Raw genomic sequence first — 20,227 nt, 5'->3', positions numbered from 1 at the left:
TCCGCGCGAACACGCGCACGGCAGAGCCGGACGGACCGGGTGATCCAGGTCACCTACCGGGGCGGACGCCGCCGGCGTCTCGTACCGTCAGGCCGTGGACTACGTGGACTACCTGACCGTCGCGACAGCCGCGGCGGCCCTCGTCATCGCGGTCACCGCCCTCGCTCCCCGGGCCGGCGTCGCCTCGCCCCTGGTGCTCGTGGTGCTCGGCGCCGGGGTGAGCCTGCTGCCGTTCGTCCCGGCGGTCGCGGTGCCACCCGAGCTGATCCTCGGCGGCGTGCTCCCGCCGCTGCTGTACTCGGCGGCGGTCGGCCTGCCGTCGATGGACTTCCGGCGCGACTTCACGGCCATCGGCGGCCTCTCCGTGACGCTCGTCGTGATCAGCTCGGTGGTGCTCGGGCTGCTGTTCCGCTGGCTGATCCCCGGGATCGACCTGGCCACCGCTATCGCCCTGGGCGCGATAGTCAGCCCGACCGACGCCGTGGCGACCTCGATCGTGAAACGGCTCGGGGCGTCCCCGCGCAGCGTCACGATGCTCGAGGGCGAGTCCCTGCTGAACGACGCCTCCGCGCTGGTCCTGCTCCGCTCGACGATCGCGGCCACCGCGGTGTCGGTCAGCCTGTGGGACGTGGTGGGCGACTTCGCCTTCGCGGCCGGCATGGCCGTCGCGATCGGCGTGCCCGTCGGCTGGGTGGGCCTGCGGATCCGCAAGCGCCTGCAGCACGCCGCGCTGAGCACCGCCGTGTCGTTCGTCATCCCGTTCGCCGCCTACCTGCCCGCGGAGGAGCTGGGCGCGTCGGGGCTGGTCGCCGTCGTCGCGGCGGGCCTCGTCACCGGCAACGGCTCGGCGCGGCACCTGCGGCCGCAGGACCGCATCGCCGAACGGTCCAACTGGCACACCGTCGAGCTGCTGCTGGAGGGCGCGGTCTTCCTCGCGATGGGGATCCAGCTCTTCGACCTCATCGAGGACGCCGAGCGCGGCAGCGGCACGGTGCTCCAGGCCGCCGGGCTCGCGGCCGTCGCGGGCGTCGCGGTGCTCGTGGTGCGCGCCGCGTTCGTGACGCCGCTGATCGGCCTCCAGGCCCGGCGGGCACGCCGGGGCGAGGCCGTCCGGGAGACCCTGTCGGGCGTCCAGGACCGCATCGACCAGCGGGTCGCGCGGGCCCCGACGCCGACGGCTCAGGCCGTCGAGAGCGTCGGGGGCAAGGACCGGCGCTCGACCTCCGCCCGCCTGGAGCGGATCCAGGGCACCCTGCGGCGCCGGACCGCCGACATCGACTACGACCTGTCCCGGCCGCTCGGCTGGCGCGAGGGCACCCTGCTGGTGTGGGCGGGCATGCGCGGCGTCGTGACGCTCGCGGCCGCGCAGACGCTGCCCGCTTACACGCCGAACCGGTCTTTCCTGATCCTTGTCGCGTTCGGCGTCGCGTTCGGGACCCTGCTGGTCCAGGGCAGCACCCTCCCGTGGCTGACCCGCCGGCTGGGGCTCGTCGGGCAGGACACCACGGGCGACCTGCCCGCCCTGCGCCGCGAGAACGAGCAGGCCGCCCGCGCCTTCCTCGCGGACCCCCGCCGCCCGGACGGCTCGCCGTACGACGACGGCGTGGTCGCCCGCGTACGCAAGGACATGTTCCGGGAGCACGAGTCGCAGGACGAGGATGCCGTCCTCACCAGGGAGCGGTTCATCCAGTACCGGGAGCTGCGTCTGGCCACGATCGCCGCCCAGCGCGAGGAGCTGCTCGCTGCCCGATCCGCCGGCACCTACGACTCCGCCCAGCTCGGCAACGCCCTGGACCTGCTGGACGCCGAGCAGATAGCGGTGGAGATGCGCAAGGGCAAAATGCCAATACGGGATGACGACCCGGAGCGTTAACCTCCCGGCGTGACGGATTACACGCCGCTCCACCTCGACTGGCCGGGCTGCCTCAACGTGCGTGACCTGGGCGGGCTCCCGCTCACGGGCGGCGGCGCGGTCCGCGAGCGGGTTCTCGTGCGCTCGGACTCCCCCAGCTTCCTGACCGACGACGGCGTCGCCGCCGCCACCGCGTACGGCCTGTCCCGGATCATCGACCTGCGCCGCCCGGACGAGATCGAGCAGGAGCCGAGCCGGCTCGCCGGCCTCCCCGCCCACATGCACCTACCGGTGCAGGCTCCCGGCGACCCCGTCGAGGGCCCGTGGGTCCACCTGTACGCGGGGCTGCTGGACCGGCGTCCCGAGCTGTTCGCGCGCGCCGTCGGGGCCGTCGCCGACGCGCCCGAGGGGCCGGTGCTGGTGCACTGCGCCGCGGGCAAGGATCGCACCGGGCTGGTGGTGGCGCTCGCGCTCTCCCTCGTCGGGGCCGACGTCGACGCCCTCGCGGACGACTACGAGATCACCAACCAGCGGCTCGCCCCCCGGTACGCCGAGCCGGACGAGCGCGACGTCGTCGCCGGGCGCGAGGTCCCGCCCACCCGGCACGTCATCCTCGGGGCGCTGGAGCACCTGCGCACCCGGCACGGCTCGATCGAGGCGTACCTCGCGCGCGGCGGGCTCACCCCGGGCCACGTCCGCGCGCTCCGCACCCGCCTGCTGGAGCGGGACTGAGCGCAACCGCTGATCGAGCACCGCCGCTGGTCGAGTTTGTCGAGCCCCCTGGGGGCACCACGTCTCGACAAGCTCGACCAACGGGGGGCCGCTGAGTTCCTAGTCGCTGGCTACCACCGCCGCCCAGGACAGCATCGGGGACTGGTTGTTCGTCGCCTTGAGCCGGATCGTCACCGGCCCGGGCTCGGCGAGCTCGACGTCGTGGCTGAGCACCTCGCTCGGGTTGCCCGAGTTCAGGGTCACCGTCCCGACGGGGTGGCTCGCGCCGTCGTGGTCGAGCAGGACGTCCGCGCTCCTGCTGCTTTCGGGCCACCACGAGTGCGAGCCGGCCGCGAGCGTGTACGAGCCCGCGGGCAGCGTGAAGGTGTAGGACACCTCGGCCCCCACCTGGTTCGCCGTGTACATCCCGGTGGTCGTCGTCTTGTCGTACGCACCAGGAACGACGCCCTTGTAGCTGATCGACCGGCTGCCCGACGCACTCTGCCCCCAGTGCCCCCACGCCGCGCCGTTCTCCCGCACCCGGTCGGGTGCGTCGTTCACGAGCGCGTCGCCGACGAGGCCGGCGATCGCCGCGTAGGCGGGTGAGTCGTACCCGAGCGCGCCGCCGCTGGTCGCGTTCACGTCGGCGAACGCGACGGTCCCCCGCGGCACTACCTCGACGTGCGCGGTCGCGGACGCCTGACCGTACGAACCCTCGATCGCGACGGTCGCCCAGGCCTCGTCGAAGGACGCCGGGTCGAGGGCCCAGTCGACCGGCACCTCGCGGGTGGTGCCGTCGGTCAGCTCCGCCGTGAGCGTGTCCGGCAGGGCCGGAGCCTCGCCGACGTAGGTCGCCACGCTGGGCTCCTCGAGGTCGACTATCCGGTTCGCGACCGGCGCGGACGCCGTCCGGAGCCGGGCAGCCAGGTCCGCCGAGCCCTGCCCGTCGAGCCGGTAGCGCCCCGGGTCGGCGACCGCGGCGCGAGCGGCGGTGACGCCGTTCTGGAGGACCGTCCACTCGACGTCGGTGAAGTCGTCGGTGCGCTCGACGTCCTCCGCGACGTCCAGCGCGGCGGCGAGCGCCCGGACGTCGGTCGCCCGGGTAGCCGGTGCCGAGACGACGCCGACGGCGTCGACGTTCAGCGTGCCCGACGCGACGGTGAGGGTCACCGTGTGCTCGCCCCAGCGCAGGCCCCGCAGCTCGAACGCCTGCTGGTACTGGCCCGACGCGCGGGTGCGGGCGTTGAGCGCGACGGGCTCGCCGTCGACCGTCACGTCCAGGCGTGCGGACCCGTCGTTCACCCCGAGCACGTCCAGCCCGGAGCCCGTGAAGGTGTAGCTCACGGAGGCGCCGGCGGCCTGGTTGATCGACGACGTGCGGCCGTACTCGAACATGCCCTTGCCGTTGGCGTGCGCCCACTCGCCGTCGTAGACGAGCTTGGTCGCCGCCGGGTCGGCGAGGTCGGTCATCTCGTGGCCGTCGAGGTACTCGCCGTAGTACGGCACCTCGTCGGCCACGCGCTCGACCTTCAGGTTGTCGAACTGCGTCCAGTGGAACCCGCTGGCGAGGTCCACCCAGCCCGAGAGGATCGGGGCGTCGTCCGTCCAGGCGAACACCTGCGCGCCGTCGATCCAGCCGGTGACCCGGTCGCCCGCGACCTGCACGGACAGCTCGTGCCACGCGGCGGCGTCCCAGCCGTCGCCGGCGACGGAGCCGCTCTCCACGGCGGTCCCTCGCCGGGTGAGCTGCCAGCCGCCGTCGACGGCCAGCTTGAGCGCGTAGGGCGTGCCGCGGAGGTCGTGCGAGGTGTCGCCGCCGCTGGAGCGGGCGCCGAGGGCCGCGTAGTTGCCGCTCACGGTGTCACGCTCGAAGCGGACGTCGACGGTGGCGCGGTAGTTGCTCCAGCGCCGGTCGCCGACGGCGGTGATCGGCTCGCCGTCGTTCCACGCGCCGCCGACGCCGGTGCCCTCGCGGTCGACCTGCTGGCGCAGGACCCGCTCGCCGTCGTCGGCCCGGTAGGCCTCGAAGGAACCGTTGCGGTCCCACGTGTACAGCGGGATCGCGCCGGTGTCGCCGCCGCGGGAGTCGACGAAGTCCTCGGTGCGGCCGGACAGGCCGCCGCCCTCGCGGACGATGGGCACCCGCTTGTCCGAGTAGTCGAAGTCGTCGGACCAGAGCACGTTCCGCGGTGCCTCGCGGGCGGCGCCGGCGTCGAGCACGGTGCGCTCGCCCTCGACGGGCAGCGGCGTGGTCCACGCTTCGTCGCGGCGGACGTCGAGCGAGGTCACGGTGGTGATCGAGTACGGCTGCACCGTGACGCTGTAGGCGCCTTCGGCGTCCGCGGAGACGTTGCCGACGTGCTGCTTGTACCGGGCGTCGAAGGCCTCGCCGTCCTCCGCGGCACGGGTCTCCCACACCGCGAGGCGGGGCTTGTACCCGAGGTCCAGGTCCTCCGGGGTGATCCGGTAGGTCCGCGGAGCCTCGGAATCGTTGACGAACACCGTCGAGAAGTCCGAGCGGTCGGGCGCCGCGAGCGTCAGGTAGTTCGGGCCGCCGTTCCGCCCGTTGACTGGGTTGGTGCCCGTAGCGGTGGTGGCGGAGGCCTGGGGCACCGCACGCCAGATCCCCGACCGGTTGCGCGAGTCCTCCCAGCCGGTCACCGCGAAGTTCGAGAAGTGCTGCAGCGCGACCAGGCCTGCGTCATAGTGGATCCACCCGGACCACGGGTCGCGGGCGCTCACGAGCTCCTTGTACGAGTACTGCCCGCCCTCGTAGAACGAGCCGATCGCGGGCTGGTAGATGAAGTGCGTGCGCCGGGAGTTGGCGAAGCCCTTGACGATGGTGTTCGCCATCTCCAGGGAGCTTCCGCTCCCGCCGAGGCCGGTGCCAGCGACCGTCGGGTCGGCGGTGTTGTTGTTCGGCCGGAACGACGAGTTGCTGAACGTGGCCTGCGCCTCGCTGTTCCAGACCTCCTCGTCGAGCTCGTCGGCCAGGCGCTTGAAGTTCCCGGCCGCGTCGTCGTCGGTGAAGTAGTGGTAGGTGGAGGCGCCCACGACGTCGCGCAGCGACGCGTCGGCGACCATCTCGTCACCGAAGGTGCCGAGGCCCGCCTCGTCGGAGACCATCACCTGGATCTGGTGGAAGAGGCTCGCCTCCCCGCGGCGGAAGCCCGCCAGCCGCGGGTCGTCGCTCACGTATCCCGTCATGTCGGTACGGACGCGCTCGGCGTACTCCTTGGTCCAGTCCAGGTCGGCGGTGTGCTCGTTCACGCCGGGGTGGACGTAGTCGACCATGTACCCGTACTCGCGGTACGCGGCCAGGATCGTGTTCTTGTACCAGTCGTAGATCTTGTCGTTCGTGTTCGCCCAGGGAGCGGCGTTCCAGCGCAGGATCGACACCTTGAGGTCGGGGTTGACCTTCTTGGCGTCCGCCGCGAGCTGGAAGCCCGGGTGGCGTCGCACGTTCGCGGGCTCGTCCGCGGTGCGCATCGTCGACACGTCGGAGCCCGTCGAGTTGTTGCGGTCGTCGCCCATCTCGATCTTGACGTGCTGCATGATCGGGTGGTCACCACCGAACAGGATCTGCAGCAGCTCCGCGTACTTCCTGGGCTGCTCGGACTTGTAGTCCATCAGGAGGGCGCTGGTGCTGTTGGCGCTGAGCACGCCGAAGCCCTTGAAGGTCAGGCCGTTGACGTTGTCCGCGGCGACGTCGTCCCCGTCGACCGTGATCTCGGTGACCTCCGGCGCGCGAGGCACTCCCGCGGCCGATGCCCCCGCTCCCGCGACGAGCGACGATCCGATCACGCCGCACACGAGCATCCCCGCGATGGCGGCTGACGACATTCGTCCACGTCTCATGGTGCTCCCCTTCCACGTTGAAGTGTTTTCGACGCCGGGGGCTCACGGCGGAGGCGGTGCAGGTCTTCCTTGAGCCGCACCCAGTGACCATCGACGTCGATGTTCGTTTCTGATCGTTGAGGATCAACTACTGGCCGCCACGCTAGCCGGAGCAACTGAAAGCGCCAAGATGTTGTTCGCTATTGATCGTTTCGGCGATGAGGGCGGGGAGATGCGCCGGGCGCCGTCGGGCAACAGAAAAGGCCCCGGACCGAAGTCCGGGGCCTAGCTGGTGGGCGATACTGGGATCGAACCAGTGACCTCTTCCGTGTCAGGGAAGCGCGCTACCGCTGCGCCAATCGCCCGAGGTGGGTACGGGATTCGAACCCGTGTGTACGGCTTTGCAGGCCGCTGCCTCGCCTCTCGGCCAACCCACCGTGCTCCCCACCAAGATGGGATCGAGCGGATGACGGGACTTGAACCCGCGACCCTCACCTTGGCAAGGTGATGCTCTACCACTGAGCTACATCCGCGCTGCCACCATCCTGAACCCTCTCGGGCCCTCGTGGTGACGCTCCGGAAGAGTAGTTCACAAACGGCCCGCCGGTCCAATCGAAATGACCCCGCCACCTGCGTCGCGCCCGGCGGCCCGACCGCGACGCGGGCGGTGCCGCCGGAGCCATCCGGCAACACCGCCCGCGCAGGTCAGGGCCGATGCCCGTCAGTAGATGGACACACCGTACGCGCTGAGCGCCTCCGTGACCGGCTGGAAGAACGTGGTGCCGCCGGTGGTGCAGTTGCCGCTGCCGCCGGAGGTGATGCCGATCGCCTTGCTGCCGTCGTAGAGCGCGCCGCCGGAATCGCCGGGCTCGGCACAGACGTTGGTCTGGATCATGCCCCGGACGCGGCCGCTGCCCTGGTAGTTGACGCTGACGTTGAGCGCGGTGACGGTGCCGGAGTGCGTGCCGGTCGTCGAGCCGTCCCGGGTGACGCTCTCGCCCACGTAGGCGTTGGCCGCGGTATAGCCGCCGGGGTGGGTCAGCGAGGCGTTGTCGTACCGGACGAGCGCGAAGTCGTCGCCCGGGAAGCTCGAGCTGATGGTCGGGCCGATCAGGGTGGACTGCGCCGAGTTGGTGTACCAGGTCGGGGCCACGTCACCGCAGTGCCCGGCGGTGATGAAGTAGTACGTGCCGCCGCTGACGACGTTGAAGCCCAAGGAGCAGCGGTACCCCGAGCCGTAGATGGCGTCACCGGAGCCGAGCAGCGGCTTGAAGACGCCGCTGGCGCGCTTGATGGTGAGGTCGTCCGCGTCGGCGCCCGCCGCCTTGCGGACCGTGTTGAGCTCGGCCGCGGTGACAGTGGAGTCGGCGGTGACGACCACCTTGCCGGTGGCGGTGTCCGTGTACCAGGCGACGCCGTCGACGCCCGCCTTGCCGACGGCGGCGTGCACCGTGGCGAGCTCGGCGGCGGTCGGCTTGCCGGGGGCGGCCGTGGCCGCCGGCCCGGCCAGGGTGGACACCGCGAGCCCGAGCCCTGCCGCGAGTGCGATCAGACGGGCCCGCTTCGAGGTGCCGGGACGGAGCGTGGTGCGAATGAACCTCATTGCATCCTCCTGGAGTGAGGGGTCTGCAGGGGCAGGCCCTGCTCGGCAAGGACGGATCGCCGTCGCCCGCCGTCTCGCTGGCGGAGAGTATTGCCCTTCCCCAATTCACCCCACAAGGCTTCAAATCAGATGTAACCGGTTGGAAACGAATTCCGCTCGTCTCAAGTCGTTTCATCCGGCATCGCCCGCATGTTGTCGGGTGAAAACGCCTCACCGTCCAGCCTTTCACCCAATACTCATTGAGGGCCTCGCCGGGTTATGTTCAGCGGCATGAGTGCGACCGACATCATCCCCGCCCACCTGATCCCGCTCCTGGAGGCGCCGAACTACGCGTTCCTCGGCACCGTCCGTCCTGACGACACGGTCCAGGTCAACCCGATGTGGTTCGACTTCGACGGCGAGACGCTGCGCTTCACGCACACCACGAAGCGCGCCAAGTACCGCAACCTCCAGCACAATCCGTCGATGAGCCTCGCGATCCTGAACGACGAGAACGCCTTCAACTACCTCGAGGTCCGCGGGAAGCTGGTCGAGGTGGTCCCGGACCCGACCGGGGAGTTCTACGTCCACCTCGGCAAGCGATACGGAAACCCCGACCAGCAGCCTCCGGCGGACAGCGCCGACCGGGTGGTCCTGGTGATGAGCATCGAGCGCTACGCGACGCAGTAGCGCCCCGACTCGCGAGACACCCGAACGCGACGCGGGCGGCATCCCCGGAACCATCCCGGAAACGCCGCCCGCGCAGGTCAGATCAGATACGGCCGGTCATCAGTAGATGGACACGCCGTACGCGCTGAGCGCCTCGGTGACGGGCTGGAAGAACGTGGTGCCGCCGGAGGAGCAGTTGCCGCTGCCGCCGGAGGTGATGCCGAGGGCGGTGGAGCCGCTGTACAGCGCACCGCCCGAGTCGCCGGGCTCGGCGCAGACGGTGGTCTGGATCATCCCGCCGACCGAACCCTCCGCGTAGCGGACCGTGACGTTGAGGGCGGTGACAGTGCCCGAGTGCACGCCGGTCGTCGAGCCGTCACGCGTGACGCTCTGACCCACGTAGGCGTTGCCCGCCGTCCAGCCGCCCGGGTGGCTCACCGACGTGTTGTCGTACCGGACGAGCGCGTAGTCGTTGCCCGGGAAGCTGGAGCCCACGGTCGGGCCGACCAGGGTGGTCTGCGCCGAGTTCGTGTACCAGGTGGGCACCACGTTGCCGCAGTGCCCGGCGGTGAGCAGGTAGTACGTGCTGCCGCTGCGGACGTTGAAGGCCACCGAGCACCGGTACCCGGAACCGTAGATGGCGTCGCCGGCCCCCAGGAGGGGCTTGAAGACGCCGGAGTCGCGCTTGACGGCCAGGGCGTCGGCGTCGGCGCCCGCGGCCTTGCGCACCTCGCCGAGCTCGGTGGCGGAGACCGTGGAGTCGGCGGTCACGACGACCTTGCCGGTCGCCTGGTCCGTGTACCAGGCGATGCCGGTCACGTCGGTCGAGGCCACGGCGGCGCGCACCGAGGCCAGCTCGGCGGCGGTCGCCTTGCCGGAGTCGGCCGACGCCGTCGGCCCGGACAGGGCGGACGTCGCGAGCGCGAGTCCTGCTGCGAGTGCGATCAGGCGGGCCCGCTTCGCGGAGCCCTGGCGGAACGTGGTGCGAGTGAACGTCATGACGTCCTCCTGGGGTGAGGGGCCCGCTGGTGGCGGACCCTGCTCGGCAAGGGCGGGTCGCCGTCCCTTGCCGTCTCGCTGGCGTGAGTATGCCCTTCGGATATTTCACCCCACAAGACCCCAAACCAGATGTAACTGACTGGAAATGAAATACGGCCGATTCGGGCCGTTTTCACCCCGGCCGCGCCAGCCGCGCCGGCGCCGATGAGTTTCGTTCGGACGGTCGGTCACCACTGGGACGACGCACCAGCGACCACGAAGGAGAGACCGGTGCCGAACCTCATGGTGGACTTCATCATCTCGCTCGACGGCTACGCGGCAGCGGAGGGCTGGCCCGGCTTCTGGGGCATGGAGGGGCCCGAGTACCTGGAGTGGGTCAGCTCCGGGCCCGAGTACGAGCACACCGCCCTCATGGGCGCGACGACGTACCGGCTGATGTCGGGGTTCGCCGCTCAGATGCCGGACGATCCCGGCTTCGCCGAGATGAACGCGCTGCCCAAGGTGGCCTTCTCGGCCACCCTGGAGACGCCGCTCTCGTGGGCCAACACCGAGCTGGTCGACGGCGACGCCGTCGAGGCCGTCCGCGAGATGAAGCGGACCTCGTCGCGCCCCCTGCGCACGATCGGCAGCCTCAGCCTGTGCCGTTCGCTGCTCGAGGCCGGCCTCGTAGACCGGTTCCGCGTGGTCGTCTTCCCGGTCATCACCGGTGCCACCGGGCGGGAGCGCATCTTCGACCACTACCCCGACGTCGCCCTCGACCTGGTCGAGAGCCGCACCTTCGACGGCCGGCTCCAGCTCCTCGAGTACATCCCGACCGTCCTGGACGGGCCGCCCGGGGCCGGCGGCTGAGCGTCGCGACGCCGTCGAGCGACACAGCCGGAATCTGGACCGGGGTCATCGCACGCCCCGGGCGTGGTCCGCGGCAACGGTGGCCGCGATCTCGGCGAGCGCCTCCTCGCCGAGGTGATTGAACGGCGCCCGGCACGGGCCCACCTGCTCGCCGGCGGCGTTGGTGGCCGCCTTGACGATGGTGTTGGGGTTGCCGTGGCGGAAGAGATTGCGCACGGAGCGGATGCGGGACTGCGCGGACCGCGCGGCCTCCAGGTCCCCCGCCTGCCACTGCTCGAAGATCTCTACCATCGTCTGCGGGTAGATGTTCGCGATGGCGGTGATGCCACCGGTCCCGCCGGCCTGCAGGGTGGACAGGATCAGCGAGTCCGTGCCCGACAGGACGGCGAACGTGTCGCGGTCGGTGAGCTCGAGGTACTGCAGCACGTTGTCGAAGTTCCCCGAGGAGTCCTTGATGCCGACGACGTTCTCGATAGCGGCGAGCCTGGCCACCGTTGACGGGTTCAGGTTCACGTTCGTCCGCACGGGGATGTTGTAGAGCAGGATCGGCACGTCGACGCTCTCGGCGACGGCGGCGAAGTGCCGGTAGAGCTCCTCCTGCGACGCGGCGGCGAAGTAGGGCGTGATCACGGACAGCACGTCGGCGCCGGCACTCGCCAGTCGCCGCGCGAGCGTGATGGTGTCGCGCGTGCCGACGGCCCCCGCGCCGGCGTAGACCGGCACGCGTCCGTCCGCGGCCTCCTTGACGGCTTCGAGGACGGCCACGCGCTCGTCCGCCGTCAGCTGGAAGAACTCCCCGTTGGTGCCCAGGCAGAAGACCCCGTGGGCGCCGGCGTCGATGGCACGCACCGTCTGGCGCTTCATCTGCTCGAGGTTCAGGGACTCGTCGTCGTGGAACGGCGTCACCAGCGCGGGGATGATGCCTCGGATCGGAATGCTCTTCATAGGATCAGTAGAGGTGGAGCCCGTGGGCCCTGAGTATCTCGCCGACGGGCTGGTAGAAGGTGATGCCATGCTCCGGGCACTCGCCGACTCCGCCAGACGTGATGCCGAAGGCCTTGGATCCTCGGTAGAGCGGGCCGCCGGAGTCGCCGTGCTCACCACAGATGTCGGTCTGGATCAGCCCGTTGATCGTGTACCCGCCCACGTACCTGACGGTGACGTTGACCGCGGTGATATGGCCCGAGTGCGTACCGCTCGTCGACCCGTCCCTGGTGACGGCCTGCCCGACGGTGGGCTTCGCCAAGCTGTAGCCGCCGGGCCGGCTCAGCCACTTGGGGTCGTACCTGATGATCGAATAGTCGTTTTCCGGGTACGAGGTGAAGATTCTCCGCCCGATCAGCTTGCCGGTGGACGACTTCGCGTGCCAGTAGGGCACGACCTTGCCGCAGTGCCCTGCCGTGAGGAAGTAGTACCTCGAGCCGGTGCGGACGTTGAAACCCAACGAGCAGCGCACACCCCGCCCGTAGACGGCAGAACCGGGATACAGCGCCAAGGATTCAAAAGCTCCGCTCACCCGCTCGATCGCCAGCGCGTCCAGATCCTCGCGGGCGGTCCAGCGGAGGTGGTTCTGCTCGTACAGGGAGACGCTGGAGTCGGCGGTCACGACCACCTCGTTGGCGACCGGGTCGGTGTACCAGGCGATGCCCTCGATGTCGGTCTCCCCGACGGCTTCGTTCAGCTCTGCCAGCTCGGCGTCGGTCGGCTCGTCGGACTCCGAGGCGTTCGCGGGTGCGGCCGTGACCGGTGCCATGAGCCCGATCAGCGCGGCGAGGATGGTCAGGCGAAACCACTTCGCCGCGGTGGTGTGAGATGCGGTGGGAAGTACCTTCATAGCGACCTCTCAGGGTAGAGGCCAGTCCGCGGCGAGTTCTGCCCACCAGGGCTGATGCCGCCCCGGCCACCACGCTGGCCCACGGGTCCCCGTCTGGACGACACGGTCCAGGTCAACCCGATGTGGTTCGACTTCGACGGCGAGACGCTGCGCTGCCAGGTGCAGCTGGGCGTGCGGTACGGCGAGTCCGACCAGCAGGCGCCGGCGGACGTGCCAACCGCGTCATCCTGGTGAGGGGCATCGAGCCCACGGCCGGCTGCGCAAGATCACCAAGATATTGCGAATCAGTTGCCGCAAATTTAACCCTCTCCGTGGGCGTGCGCGACAGGAGCGGTCACCGCCGCGCTGCGTCGTGCGTGCCGGCATCTCTCACCCGGGTTAAAGATTGTTGCGTACCCGGCAAAAATGCCAATCTGGTTTGACTTGCGTCTTGCGCACGTGTCAGCCTCGAAGCCGCAGGACCACCAGGGAGCTTCACCCGGCTGATGCCAGCCCCTGGCTTCCTTGGACAGGGGACAGTCATGCCACATTCCGGAGACGGTCGCGCCCAGAATCGAACCGGCGCCACCCAGCACGGCAGCTCCCTGACGCGCCTTTCGTCCTTGGCCGTCGCGGTCGTGCTGGCCGCCATGGCCCTGACCACGGGGGGCGATGGGCTGGCTTCCCGGCCTTCGACCTCGGCGAGGTACGTCGCGGCCCCGGCCGCGCCGCCGGCCACTCCCGCTGCCGCCCCTTCGCCGCCCGCCGTCCCGGCGGTCGAGGCCAGCGCCAAGGTCGCGACCGTGGTGCAGGCCGCCGGAGAGGCACTTTCCGACTCCCAGTACGTGACCACCGAGGCACCTGTCGACACCGCCGCCCGTGACCGGATCAAGAAGGCCACGTCCGCGTTGCGCACTCTGGTCCGCGAAGCCAGCACCGAGCCGGTCGCGCCCGAGCGCACGCGCACCGCTCAGGGCATCGATGAGCGCTCGCACGGCCCGGCCGCCACCAGCCCGACGGCGGCTGCGTCCGGCACAGGCGCGACGCCGGCTGCCACCGTGGAGCCGGTCGAGGTGCGTGCGTCCGACCCCGACCCCGACCCCGTCGTGGGGCGGACTGTTCCCGACGAGGCCGGCGACGCGCCCGATCACGTTCTCGCGACAGCGACGACCACTCCCGAGGAGACAGATCCGGCGTCGGACAGCGTGCACACGGCCGACGAGGCCGCAGTGGCGATCAAGAAGGCGACCGCCAGGCTCCGCACGGTGCTCGACGCGACGCCCGCCGCCGCAGTGTCCGTGAAGCCAGCGCCTCCCACCCCCGAGGAGATCGCCGCCCGGAGAGCGGCCGCTGCCGCCAAGGCCGCTGCCGCTGAGGCCGAACGCGCCGCCAAGGCCGCCGCCGCCGAGGCCGAACGCGTCGCCCAGCTCGTCGCCGCCACCGCCGGCTACGGCAACGGCCTGATCCCCCTCGAGCTCCTGTGCGAGGTCTCGTTCTCGCCCGGTCAGCGGCTGCGCTGCGACGCCGCCGCCCAGCTGGAGCAGCTCAACGCGGCGTACGCCGCCCAGTTCGGGCGAAACCTGGGCGTGAGCGACTCGTACCGGTCCTACGCGGCGCAGGTCACGACCAAGGCGCTCAAGAAGAACCTTGCGGCCACGCCGGGCACGTCGAACCACGGCTGGGGCCTGGCTGTGGACCTGTCCGGCGGCATCCAGTCGTTCGGCACGACCGAGTTCAACTGGATGACGGCTAATGCCGGGGCGTACGGCTGGGAGCATCCCTCCTGGGCCGAGCCCGGTGGCAGCAAGCCAGAGCCCTGGCACTGGGAGTACGGCACCCAGGACTGAGGAACGTCCTCGCAGGCCAACGACCCGCCGTCGGGCATGACGAAGGCCCCGGACCGAGGTCCGGGGCCTTCGCACAAGGGTGGGCGATACTGGGATCGAACCAGTGACCTCTTCCGTGTCAGGGAAGCGCGCTACCGCTGCGCCAATCGCCCATGCTGCAAAACGAGGTGGGTACGGGATTCGAACCCGTGTATACGGCTTTGCAGGCCGCTGCCTCGCCACTCGGCCAACCCACCGCTCGGCCAAACTACAACCTTGGGGTGCTCTCTTCAGCCGAATCCACGAGAGCGGCGTTTCCGAGCGGATGACGGGACTTGAACCCGCGACCCTCACCTTGGCAAGGTGATGCTCTACCACTGAGCTACATCCGCGAAACCGGGCATCCTGGGGTTTCCCCCGGTGTTCCGGCGCGTTCTGAACATTAATCGACCGGAGGGCGAACCGTCCAATCGCGCGCGCCGCCGTACGGTTGTCCCGTGTCCCCCAGCCCGGCCCATCCGCCCGCAAACCGCACGATCCGACCAGTCGCGGAGCGCACAGGTCCCACGACTCCTCCATCCGACGTGACCGGAGACACGGGCTGGGCGAGCTTCGCAGGACGAGTCGCGACCGACGCGGTCGAGTGCGTCGACGTCCGGGCCGAGCCCGAGCGGCTCGCGACCGGGACCTGGTTCGTCGTCGCCGACTTCGAGGGCCCGGCTCGCGCGTGGCGGTTCGCCCGGGTGCACGACGCCGCCCAGGTGCCCGACGCCGGAGCGCCGCCCGCCGACACCTGGCACGGCCCCGCGCGCGACGCCTGGGCGTCGTCCATGGACCAGGCCGGCTACGAGGCCGCCGTCGGCCGGGTGCGCGAGCACGTGCGCGACGGCGACGTCTACCAGGCGAACATCTGCCGGGTGCTGTCGGCGCCGCTCGCCGGACCGAGCACCGAGCCCGACGCCCGGGCGCTGGCCGCCCGGCTCGCCGCCGGCAACCCCGCGCCGCACGCCGCCGCCGTCCACGTCCCCGCCGCCACCGGGCTGGACCCGGTGTGGGTGGTGAGCGCCTCCCCCGAGCTGTACCTGTCCGTGCGGGCCGAGCCGGGCGTCGGGACCGTCGTGGAGTCGGGCCCGATCAAGGGCACCGCCCGCACGCCCGACGGGCTCACGGACAAGGACCGCGCCGAGAACATCATGATCACCGACCTCGTGCGCAACGACCTGCAGACGGTCTGCCGCCCCGGCACGGTCGAGGTCACCTCGCTCCTCGCGGTCGAGGAGCACCCCGGCCTGGTGCACCTCGTCTCCCGCGTGCGCGGCACCCTGTCCGACGACGTCGCCCGCTCCGGTGAGCTGTGGCACCGGCTGCTGGCCGGCACGTTTCCGCCGGGATCGGTCTCGGGCGCCCCGAAGTCGAGCGCGCTGCGGATCATCGGCGAGCTCGAGCCCGTGCCGCGCGGCCCGTACTGCGGGGCCGTGGGGTGGGTGGCCGACGGCGAGGCCTCCCTCGCCGTCGGCATCCGCACGTTCTGGTGGGCCGACGGCGTGCTCCGGTTCGGCACGGGCGCCGGCATCACCTGGGGCTCCGACCCGACCGCCGAGTGGCACGAGACAGAGCTCAAGGCGGAGCGGCTGGTCGCGCTGGCGTCGGGGCCCGGTTAGTCCAGGTCGCCGTAGATCTCGACCTCGGCGGCGTTGCCGCTCCAGGCGGTGTCGTTGATGATCCGCAGGTAGCGGTAGTGCGGCCTGCTCGGGGCGCCGTCGGGCACGACGTCGACCCACGTGTCCGGGGCCGCGCCGGTCACGGCTCTGGTGAGGTTGGTCCAGGCCTGCCCGTCCTGCGACCCCTGGACGTAGGTGCCGTTGAGCCGGCCATGCTGCCCGGACCGCGGGAGCATGAGGAACTCCTCGGGGCGCACGCTCGCGCCGGCCCCCAGGTCGATCACGTAGTACGAGCCTGTCGACGTGTTGAGGTCGCCGTAGGTGGTCGGGTCGCCGTCGAACAGGAGGTAGCCCACCTTGTCGGCACCCAGCCCGGTGCCGGGCCACTGCTTGTCGGACGCCGTCACCGTCGCCAGCGCGGCGACGTCCACCTGCCGTTTGCGGTTGCCGGCGACGAACAGCTTCGAGCCGTCCGTGGTGCCGTAGTGGGTCGGGCCGGAAGCGCCGTCGGACGCGGTGTAGTCGACGGCCACGGTGACGGGCCCCGTGTCGACGCGCACGAGCTTGGCCGACGCCGACCAGGTCACGCCGTCCTCGCTGCGGGCCGCGACCCGCACGCCCTGAACGGTGACGTCGACGGCGCGCAGCGCCTGCCGGGCCACGACCGTCACCTTCGCGGTGTCGCCGACGGCGATCTTGCCCGCCACCGCGGAGTCGGCGGAGAGCGAGACCGACTCGACCTGGTTGCCGATCTCGTGCCGGTCGCCGTAGACGTGGAACTCGTTCATCTCGAACAGGTTCCGCACGATCCCGTACAGCACGTCGGGCTGCGGTTCGAGGAGCTGCACCTTGAGGTAGCGGAACTGGTCGTCCTGGAGGTCGGGCGCCACGTCCAGGGTGTTGTAGTCCTGCGTGTAGGCGGTGACTCCCGGGGTCAGGCGCGTCCAGCTCTGCCCGTCGTCGGACCCGAAGACCGCCGAGTTCGCCAGCCGGTCGGCGAAGATGTTGCTCTGGAACCCGAACTTCGTCGCCGAGACCCGGTAGTCGGGCCCGAAGTCGAAGGTGTGCGACAGGTTCACGGCCTGTCCGTAGGAGGTGCCGGTCTGGTTGTCGCCGTCGACCAGCTTGGCGGTGTTCGCCCCCGCGGTCGAGCTCACCACGCGCGCGGGGTAGTCCAGGCTCCCGTCCGCCGTTCGTGGCGAGACCAGGCGCAGCGCGGCGGTCCGGCCGACGAGGTCCTGCAGGGCCGCGAGGTACTCCCCCTCGGGGCCGTCCGACAGCGCGGTGGCGGCGTCGACCGCGGCGGTGTAGTCGGCCAGCGAGGCGGACTCGTACGTCGCGTCCTCGTCGTGGCCCTCCGTCGCCAGGGCGAGGGCGGCGGCGCGGTCGGCCGCCACCTCGACGCGCACCGGCAGCGCCGTGACCGTGGTGCCGTCGGAGGCCACGACCACCACGTCGGCGGTGCCGGCGGCGTCGGGGTGCCAGGTCAGGGTGCCGGTGGCGGCATCGATCGCGGCACCGTCGGGCAGGCCCGTCGCGGAGTAGGTGACGGTGCCGGCGCCGCCTGCGTCCGTGGCGGACACGGGCACGCTCAGGCTCGCGCCGGCGTAGCCGACGATCCGTCGCGTCCCCGTGCCGCCGTCGAACACCGGCGGCGTCAGGTGGTCGGCCGCCGCCGTGTCGACGTGGTCGATGTCGACCGTCGCGCCCGAGCCCTTGACCTCGATGAAGAGGATGTCGGCCAGGGACCGCGGCACGGTGACGTAGCGCCACTGGCCGCCGGTGTCCGGCAGGACCACCGTCTCGTCCAGCCCACCGGTCAGGTGCATGCGCGCCTCACCGGTGGTGCGGATGCGGAAGCCGGCGAGCGTGCGCGACGTCGACCCGCTCAGGTAGGCGATCTTCGACCCCTGGGCGGTCGCGGCCAGCCGGACGTACCCGGTGCCGCCGTCGCGCGCCGTCTCGGCCTGGCCGGTCAGGTGCGTGTAGCGGTCCTCGACCTCCAGGGTGGTGCCGCTGGCCGGGAGCGCCGGCACGCTCTCGCCGGCCGCCTCGGCCGGGATGTACAGCCAGAAGTCGCCGCCGCCGTCGACGTTGTCCCAGGGGTTGTTGAGGTTGCCGCCGTAGTACCAGAGCGGTCCCGGGCGCTTGGCGTAGGCCTCGGCGTAGTACGGCGCGACCTGCGCGACGTCCTCGCCGCGGGCGTACGTGTAGTAGTAGTACGGCTCCCAGAAGCTCGCCGTGTTGTACCGGCCGCGGTAGGAGTTCGAGATGTGGTTGTACGTGTCCCGGATCGTGCCATCCGGCGAGATCGCGTACGCGACCGGGGTCCAGTCCGTGTCGTAGCCCTGCATGAACCGCCAGAAGTAGTCGGCCGCCGCGAGGATCCGGTCGTCCAGGAACTCGTACGGGCCGACGGCGTCCGGGGCGTCCGAGACGGTGCCCGCCACCGGGTCCACCTTGGTGCCCTGCGCCAGGAGCATGCGCGAGAGCATGACCGCGTTGGTGAGGTCCCCGCCGCCGTGCGCCTGGTCGCGTCCCATCTCCACGTGCTGGACGTGCGGTTCGTCGATCGGCTCTCCGGTGGCGTCGTTGCGGTCGACCCAGCGGAACAGCCGCGAGACCGAGCCGTTGAAGCCCTGGTCCTTCGCCGTCGAGTTGACGGTGAACCACTCGACCTTCTCGTTGTACAGCGCGCGGTCGTCCATGAAGATGGCGCCGGCCATCGAGCCCAGCAGCGGGTAGTTGTGCTGGTTCATGAAGCGGTCCGGGGAGCTCTGGAAGGTCGCGATGGACGGCACGATGAGGTTGTCGGTGAACGCGCGGGTGTCGGCGTCCGTCCAGGGGTGCTGCTCGTCCGCACACGAGGTGTAGCGCAGGATCTCGGCCGCCGTGACCATCCGGTTCATCGGGATGCCCGTGTGGATGTGCGAGTCCGTGAAGTACTCGTACTTCGCGGGGTCCATCTGCTCCCAGATGCGGATGATGTCCAGGGCGTTCTTGCGGTAGACCTCCTGGCCCGTCAGCACGTACAGGGTCGCCTGCGTGTACGCCTTGAGCCCGTCGGCGATGAACCTCGAGTTGAAGCCCTGGCTGTTGAACGCGTCCGAGGCGGGCTTGGTCGGGTCGGTCGACGAGCGGTTCGACGACGTGACGGTGGTCGCGGCCGCGCTCGACCGCTGCATGCCCTCGAGGTAGCCCTTCCACGGCTGGGCGCCGGCCGCGATCTGGTCGCGGGCGTTCTCCAGGACTGGTGCGGTGAGCCCGACGCCAGGGTGGGTGAACCCCGCGTCGCTGACCGTGCTGGTCAGCTGGACCTCGCAGGCCGTGGCCGTGGTCGTGTCCGTGGCCGCGGCCGCTGCCGCGGGCGCCGGGACGATCCCGGCGACCACGACGGCCGCCGTGCTGAGCAGTGCGGCGGCCCTCGACCGCAGCCTGGACGTGCGTTGCCTCATGGTGTTCCCTCCACGGCCGCAGCTCTGCGGGCCGAGCGCGACCCGGGGCCGCGCCGTCGTCACCTCGTCGTGAGCGGGATATCGTTATCCCAGGAAGACGTTATCCTGGCGAACCGGACAGCACAAGGCCTGCGTGCCGGAAGTCAGCTCACGCTCGCAACGGATTGTTCATCGCGGCTCCGGGCCACCGCCTCGCGCTGCGCGACTCCCTCAACCGCTCTAGCCTGGCCCAGTGCTCCTGGCCTTCATCGACGAGTCGTCCAATCATCTCCACTACCGAACCCTTGGCCTGATCGTCCACCAGGACAACGCGCGCCTGCTGCTCGACGGTCTGAATTCCGTGATGGATCGTGCGGCCGCGACGTACGACGGAATCGAGCCGGATGACGAGCTCCACGGCCACGACTTGTTCCAGGCAACCGAGCGCTGGGCACCTCTCCGCCGCCTGACGCGTGCGCGCATCTCGATATACAGGCAGTCGCTCGAAGTGATCGCCGAACTCTGCGAAGTCTTCTTTGTGGAAGGGCTTGATCGCGGACGCTTCCAGAGCAGATACGCGGACGAGCACGACGAGCACGTGACGACGCTTCTGCACCTTCTCGAGAAGTTGGATCATTACGCGGATCGACGTGGTCAGGACCTGCTGGTTGTTGCCGATGAGCACCACACGGCGCGCGCTGCACAAGAGGCGCTCCGTGGGACCAGGAGCAGAGCTGTCTGGGGATACAGGGGACATCCGCGTCGCATCGTCGACACCATCTACTTCGTCTCATCAGAGATGAGCCGTCTCGTTCAAGCTGCGGACATGGTTGCGTTCCTCCACCAGCGAGTGGCGGACGTGATCGAGACCGACAAGCGGGCCGCTAGGGCGAACGAGGAGCTGTGGTCGGTCGTCGCGCCGAGTATGCGCAAGGAGCGGATCTGGAAGCCGTAGAAGCACAGCAGCCCCCGCCGGAGGCGGGGGCTGAGGCAA

Annotated in this window: 13 protein-coding genes and 6 tRNA genes; 7 read left to right on the top strand and 12 right to left on the bottom strand. The window is 70.5% G+C overall.

The genetic code is table 11. The features are described from left to right. Positions 1-94 precede the first annotated feature (94 nt). Positions 95-1,873 (top strand): cation:proton antiporter, encoded by a 1,779-nt coding sequence (locus ACFT2C_RS09355; protein WP_377206763.1) that lies wholly within the window; start codon positions 95-97, stop codon positions 1,871-1,873. A gap of 9 nt (positions 1,874-1,882) precedes the next feature. Continuing rightward, positions 1,883-2,584 carry a tyrosine-protein phosphatase gene (locus tag ACFT2C_RS09350; RefSeq protein WP_377206762.1) on the top strand — a complete coding sequence of 234 codons (702 nt, stop codon included), beginning with the start codon at positions 1,883-1,885 and terminating at the stop codon, positions 2,582-2,584. A gap of 99 nt (positions 2,585-2,683) precedes the next feature. On the opposite strand, the gene ACFT2C_RS09345 is transcribed toward ACFT2C_RS09350, so the two are convergent. The 5 genes from ACFT2C_RS09345 to ACFT2C_RS09325 form a co-directional block, all read right to left on the bottom strand. Next, complete coding sequence (locus ACFT2C_RS09345; RefSeq protein WP_377206761.1) at positions 2,684-6,421, bottom strand: Ig-like domain-containing protein; 3,738 nt, start codon at positions 6,419-6,421, stop codon at positions 2,684-2,686. A 269-nt stretch (positions 6,422-6,690) separates the two neighbouring features. Next, positions 6,691-6,765 (bottom strand) — tRNA-Val (locus tag ACFT2C_RS09340). Between the two features lies 1 nt (position 6,766). After that, positions 6,767-6,837, bottom strand: a tRNA-Cys gene (locus ACFT2C_RS09335). 24 nt (positions 6,838-6,861) lie between these two features. After that, positions 6,862-6,933 (bottom strand) — tRNA-Gly (locus tag ACFT2C_RS09330). 188 nt (positions 6,934-7,121) lie between these two features. Beyond that, the gene (locus tag ACFT2C_RS09325) at positions 7,122-8,003 is read right to left on the bottom strand and encodes a S1 family peptidase (RefSeq protein WP_377206760.1); all 882 of its coding nucleotides are present in this window, start codon (positions 8,001-8,003) and stop codon (positions 7,122-7,124) included. Between the two features lie 270 nt (positions 8,004-8,273). Here ACFT2C_RS09325 and ACFT2C_RS09320 point away from each other — a divergent pair, with 270 nt between their 5' ends. Continuing rightward, complete coding sequence (locus ACFT2C_RS09320; RefSeq protein WP_377206759.1) at positions 8,274-8,672, top strand: PPOX class F420-dependent oxidoreductase; 399 nt, start codon at positions 8,274-8,276, stop codon at positions 8,670-8,672. A 99-nt stretch (positions 8,673-8,771) separates the two neighbouring features. Here the strand turns inward: ACFT2C_RS09320 and ACFT2C_RS09315 are convergent, their stop codons facing one another. Next, positions 8,772-9,650 carry a S1 family peptidase gene (locus ACFT2C_RS09315; protein WP_377206758.1) on the bottom strand — a complete coding sequence of 293 codons (879 nt, stop codon included), beginning with the start codon at positions 9,648-9,650 and terminating at the stop codon, positions 8,772-8,774. Between the two features lie 270 nt (positions 9,651-9,920). Here ACFT2C_RS09315 and ACFT2C_RS09310 point away from each other — a divergent pair, with 270 nt between their 5' ends. After that, positions 9,921-10,499, top strand: a complete 579-nt coding sequence (locus ACFT2C_RS09310) for a dihydrofolate reductase family protein (RefSeq protein ID WP_377206757.1) — start codon at positions 9,921-9,923, stop codon at positions 10,497-10,499. Positions 10,500-10,544: 45 nt separating this feature from the next. Here ACFT2C_RS09310 and dapA read toward each other — a convergent pair whose 3' ends face one another. Further along, positions 10,545-11,444: a 4-hydroxy-tetrahydrodipicolinate synthase gene (gene dapA, locus ACFT2C_RS09305; RefSeq protein WP_377206756.1), complete on the bottom strand. Its 900-nt coding sequence runs from the start codon at positions 11,442-11,444 to the stop codon at positions 10,545-10,547. A gap of 4 nt (positions 11,445-11,448) precedes the next feature. Next, positions 11,449-12,333 carry a S1 family peptidase gene (locus tag ACFT2C_RS09300; protein ID WP_377206755.1) on the bottom strand — a complete coding sequence of 295 codons (885 nt, stop codon included), beginning with the start codon at positions 12,331-12,333 and terminating at the stop codon, positions 11,449-11,451. 521 nt (positions 12,334-12,854) lie between these two features. Here ACFT2C_RS09300 and ACFT2C_RS09295 point away from each other — a divergent pair. Then, positions 12,855-14,159 (top strand): D-alanyl-D-alanine carboxypeptidase family protein, encoded by a 1,305-nt coding sequence (locus ACFT2C_RS09295; RefSeq protein ID WP_377206754.1) that lies wholly within the window; start codon positions 12,855-12,857, stop codon positions 14,157-14,159. Positions 14,160-14,239: 80 nt separating this feature from the next. Here ACFT2C_RS09295 and ACFT2C_RS09290 read toward each other — a convergent pair. The 3 genes from ACFT2C_RS09290 to ACFT2C_RS09280 all read right to left on the bottom strand — a co-directional run bounded on the left by ACFT2C_RS09290 (position 14,240) and on the right by ACFT2C_RS09280 (position 14,530). Next, positions 14,240-14,311, bottom strand: a tRNA-Val gene (locus tag ACFT2C_RS09290). Between the two features lie 13 nt (positions 14,312-14,324). Continuing rightward, positions 14,325-14,395: transfer RNA gene (locus tag ACFT2C_RS09285), tRNA-Cys, on the bottom strand. 63 nt (positions 14,396-14,458) lie between these two features. Then, a tRNA-Gly gene (locus tag ACFT2C_RS09280) sits at positions 14,459-14,530 on the bottom strand. A gap of 192 nt (positions 14,531-14,722) precedes the next feature. Between ACFT2C_RS09280 and ACFT2C_RS09275 the strand changes: the two genes are divergently transcribed. After that, positions 14,723-15,799 (top strand): chorismate-binding protein, encoded by a 1,077-nt coding sequence (locus ACFT2C_RS09275; RefSeq protein WP_377206753.1) that lies wholly within the window; start codon positions 14,723-14,725, stop codon positions 15,797-15,799. On the opposite strand, the gene ACFT2C_RS09270 is transcribed toward ACFT2C_RS09275, so the two are convergent. Next, positions 15,796-19,254 (bottom strand): Ig domain-containing protein, encoded by a 3,459-nt coding sequence (locus ACFT2C_RS09270; protein WP_377206752.1) that lies wholly within the window; start codon positions 19,252-19,254, stop codon positions 15,796-15,798. The two genes, ACFT2C_RS09275 and ACFT2C_RS09270, sit on opposite strands and share 4 nt — an antisense overlap. Positions 19,255-19,486: 232 nt before the next feature. On the opposite strand from ACFT2C_RS09270, the gene ACFT2C_RS09265 reads away from it, so the two are divergent. Then, positions 19,487-20,188, top strand: a complete 702-nt coding sequence (locus tag ACFT2C_RS09265; protein WP_377206751.1) for a DUF3800 domain-containing protein — start codon at positions 19,487-19,489, stop codon at positions 20,186-20,188. The last annotated feature ends 39 nt before the right edge of the window (positions 20,189-20,227 follow it).

Origin of the sequence: Promicromonospora sp. NPDC057138, from assembly GCF_042670845.1 — a bacterium.
Classification (GTDB): domain Bacteria; phylum Actinomycetota; class Actinomycetes; order Actinomycetales; family Cellulomonadaceae; genus Promicromonospora.
This window is presented reverse-complemented; position numbering and strand designations above follow the sequence as displayed.

What these genes read in the sequence shown, in the direction of transcription:
- ACFT2C_RS09345 (WP_377206761.1), bottom strand. Translation starts at nt 6,421, where the DNA reads ATGAGACGTGGACGAATGTCGTCAGCCGCCATCGCGGGGATGCTCGTG.
- ACFT2C_RS09325 (WP_377206760.1), bottom strand. Translation starts at nt 8,003, where the DNA reads ATGAGGTTCATTCGCACCACGCTCCGTCCCGGCACCTCGAAGCGGGCC.
- ACFT2C_RS09320 (WP_377206759.1), top strand. Translation starts at nt 8,274, where the DNA reads ATGAGTGCGACCGACATCATCCCCGCCCACCTGATCCCGCTCCTGGAG.
- ACFT2C_RS09315 (WP_377206758.1), bottom strand. Translation starts at nt 9,650, where the DNA reads ATGACGTTCACTCGCACCACGTTCCGCCAGGGCTCCGCGAAGCGGGCC.
- dapA (WP_377206756.1), bottom strand. Translation starts at nt 11,444, where the DNA reads ATGAAGAGCATTCCGATCCGAGGCATCATCCCCGCGCTGGTGACGCCG.
- ACFT2C_RS09300 (WP_377206755.1), bottom strand. Translation starts at nt 12,333, where the DNA reads ATGAAGGTACTTCCCACCGCATCTCACACCACCGCGGCGAAGTGGTTT.
- ACFT2C_RS09295 (WP_377206754.1), top strand. Translation starts at nt 12,855, where the DNA reads ATGCCACATTCCGGAGACGGTCGCGCCCAGAATCGAACCGGCGCCACC.
- ACFT2C_RS09270 (WP_377206752.1), bottom strand. Translation starts at nt 19,254, where the DNA reads ATGAGGCAACGCACGTCCAGGCTGCGGTCGAGGGCCGCCGCACTGCTC.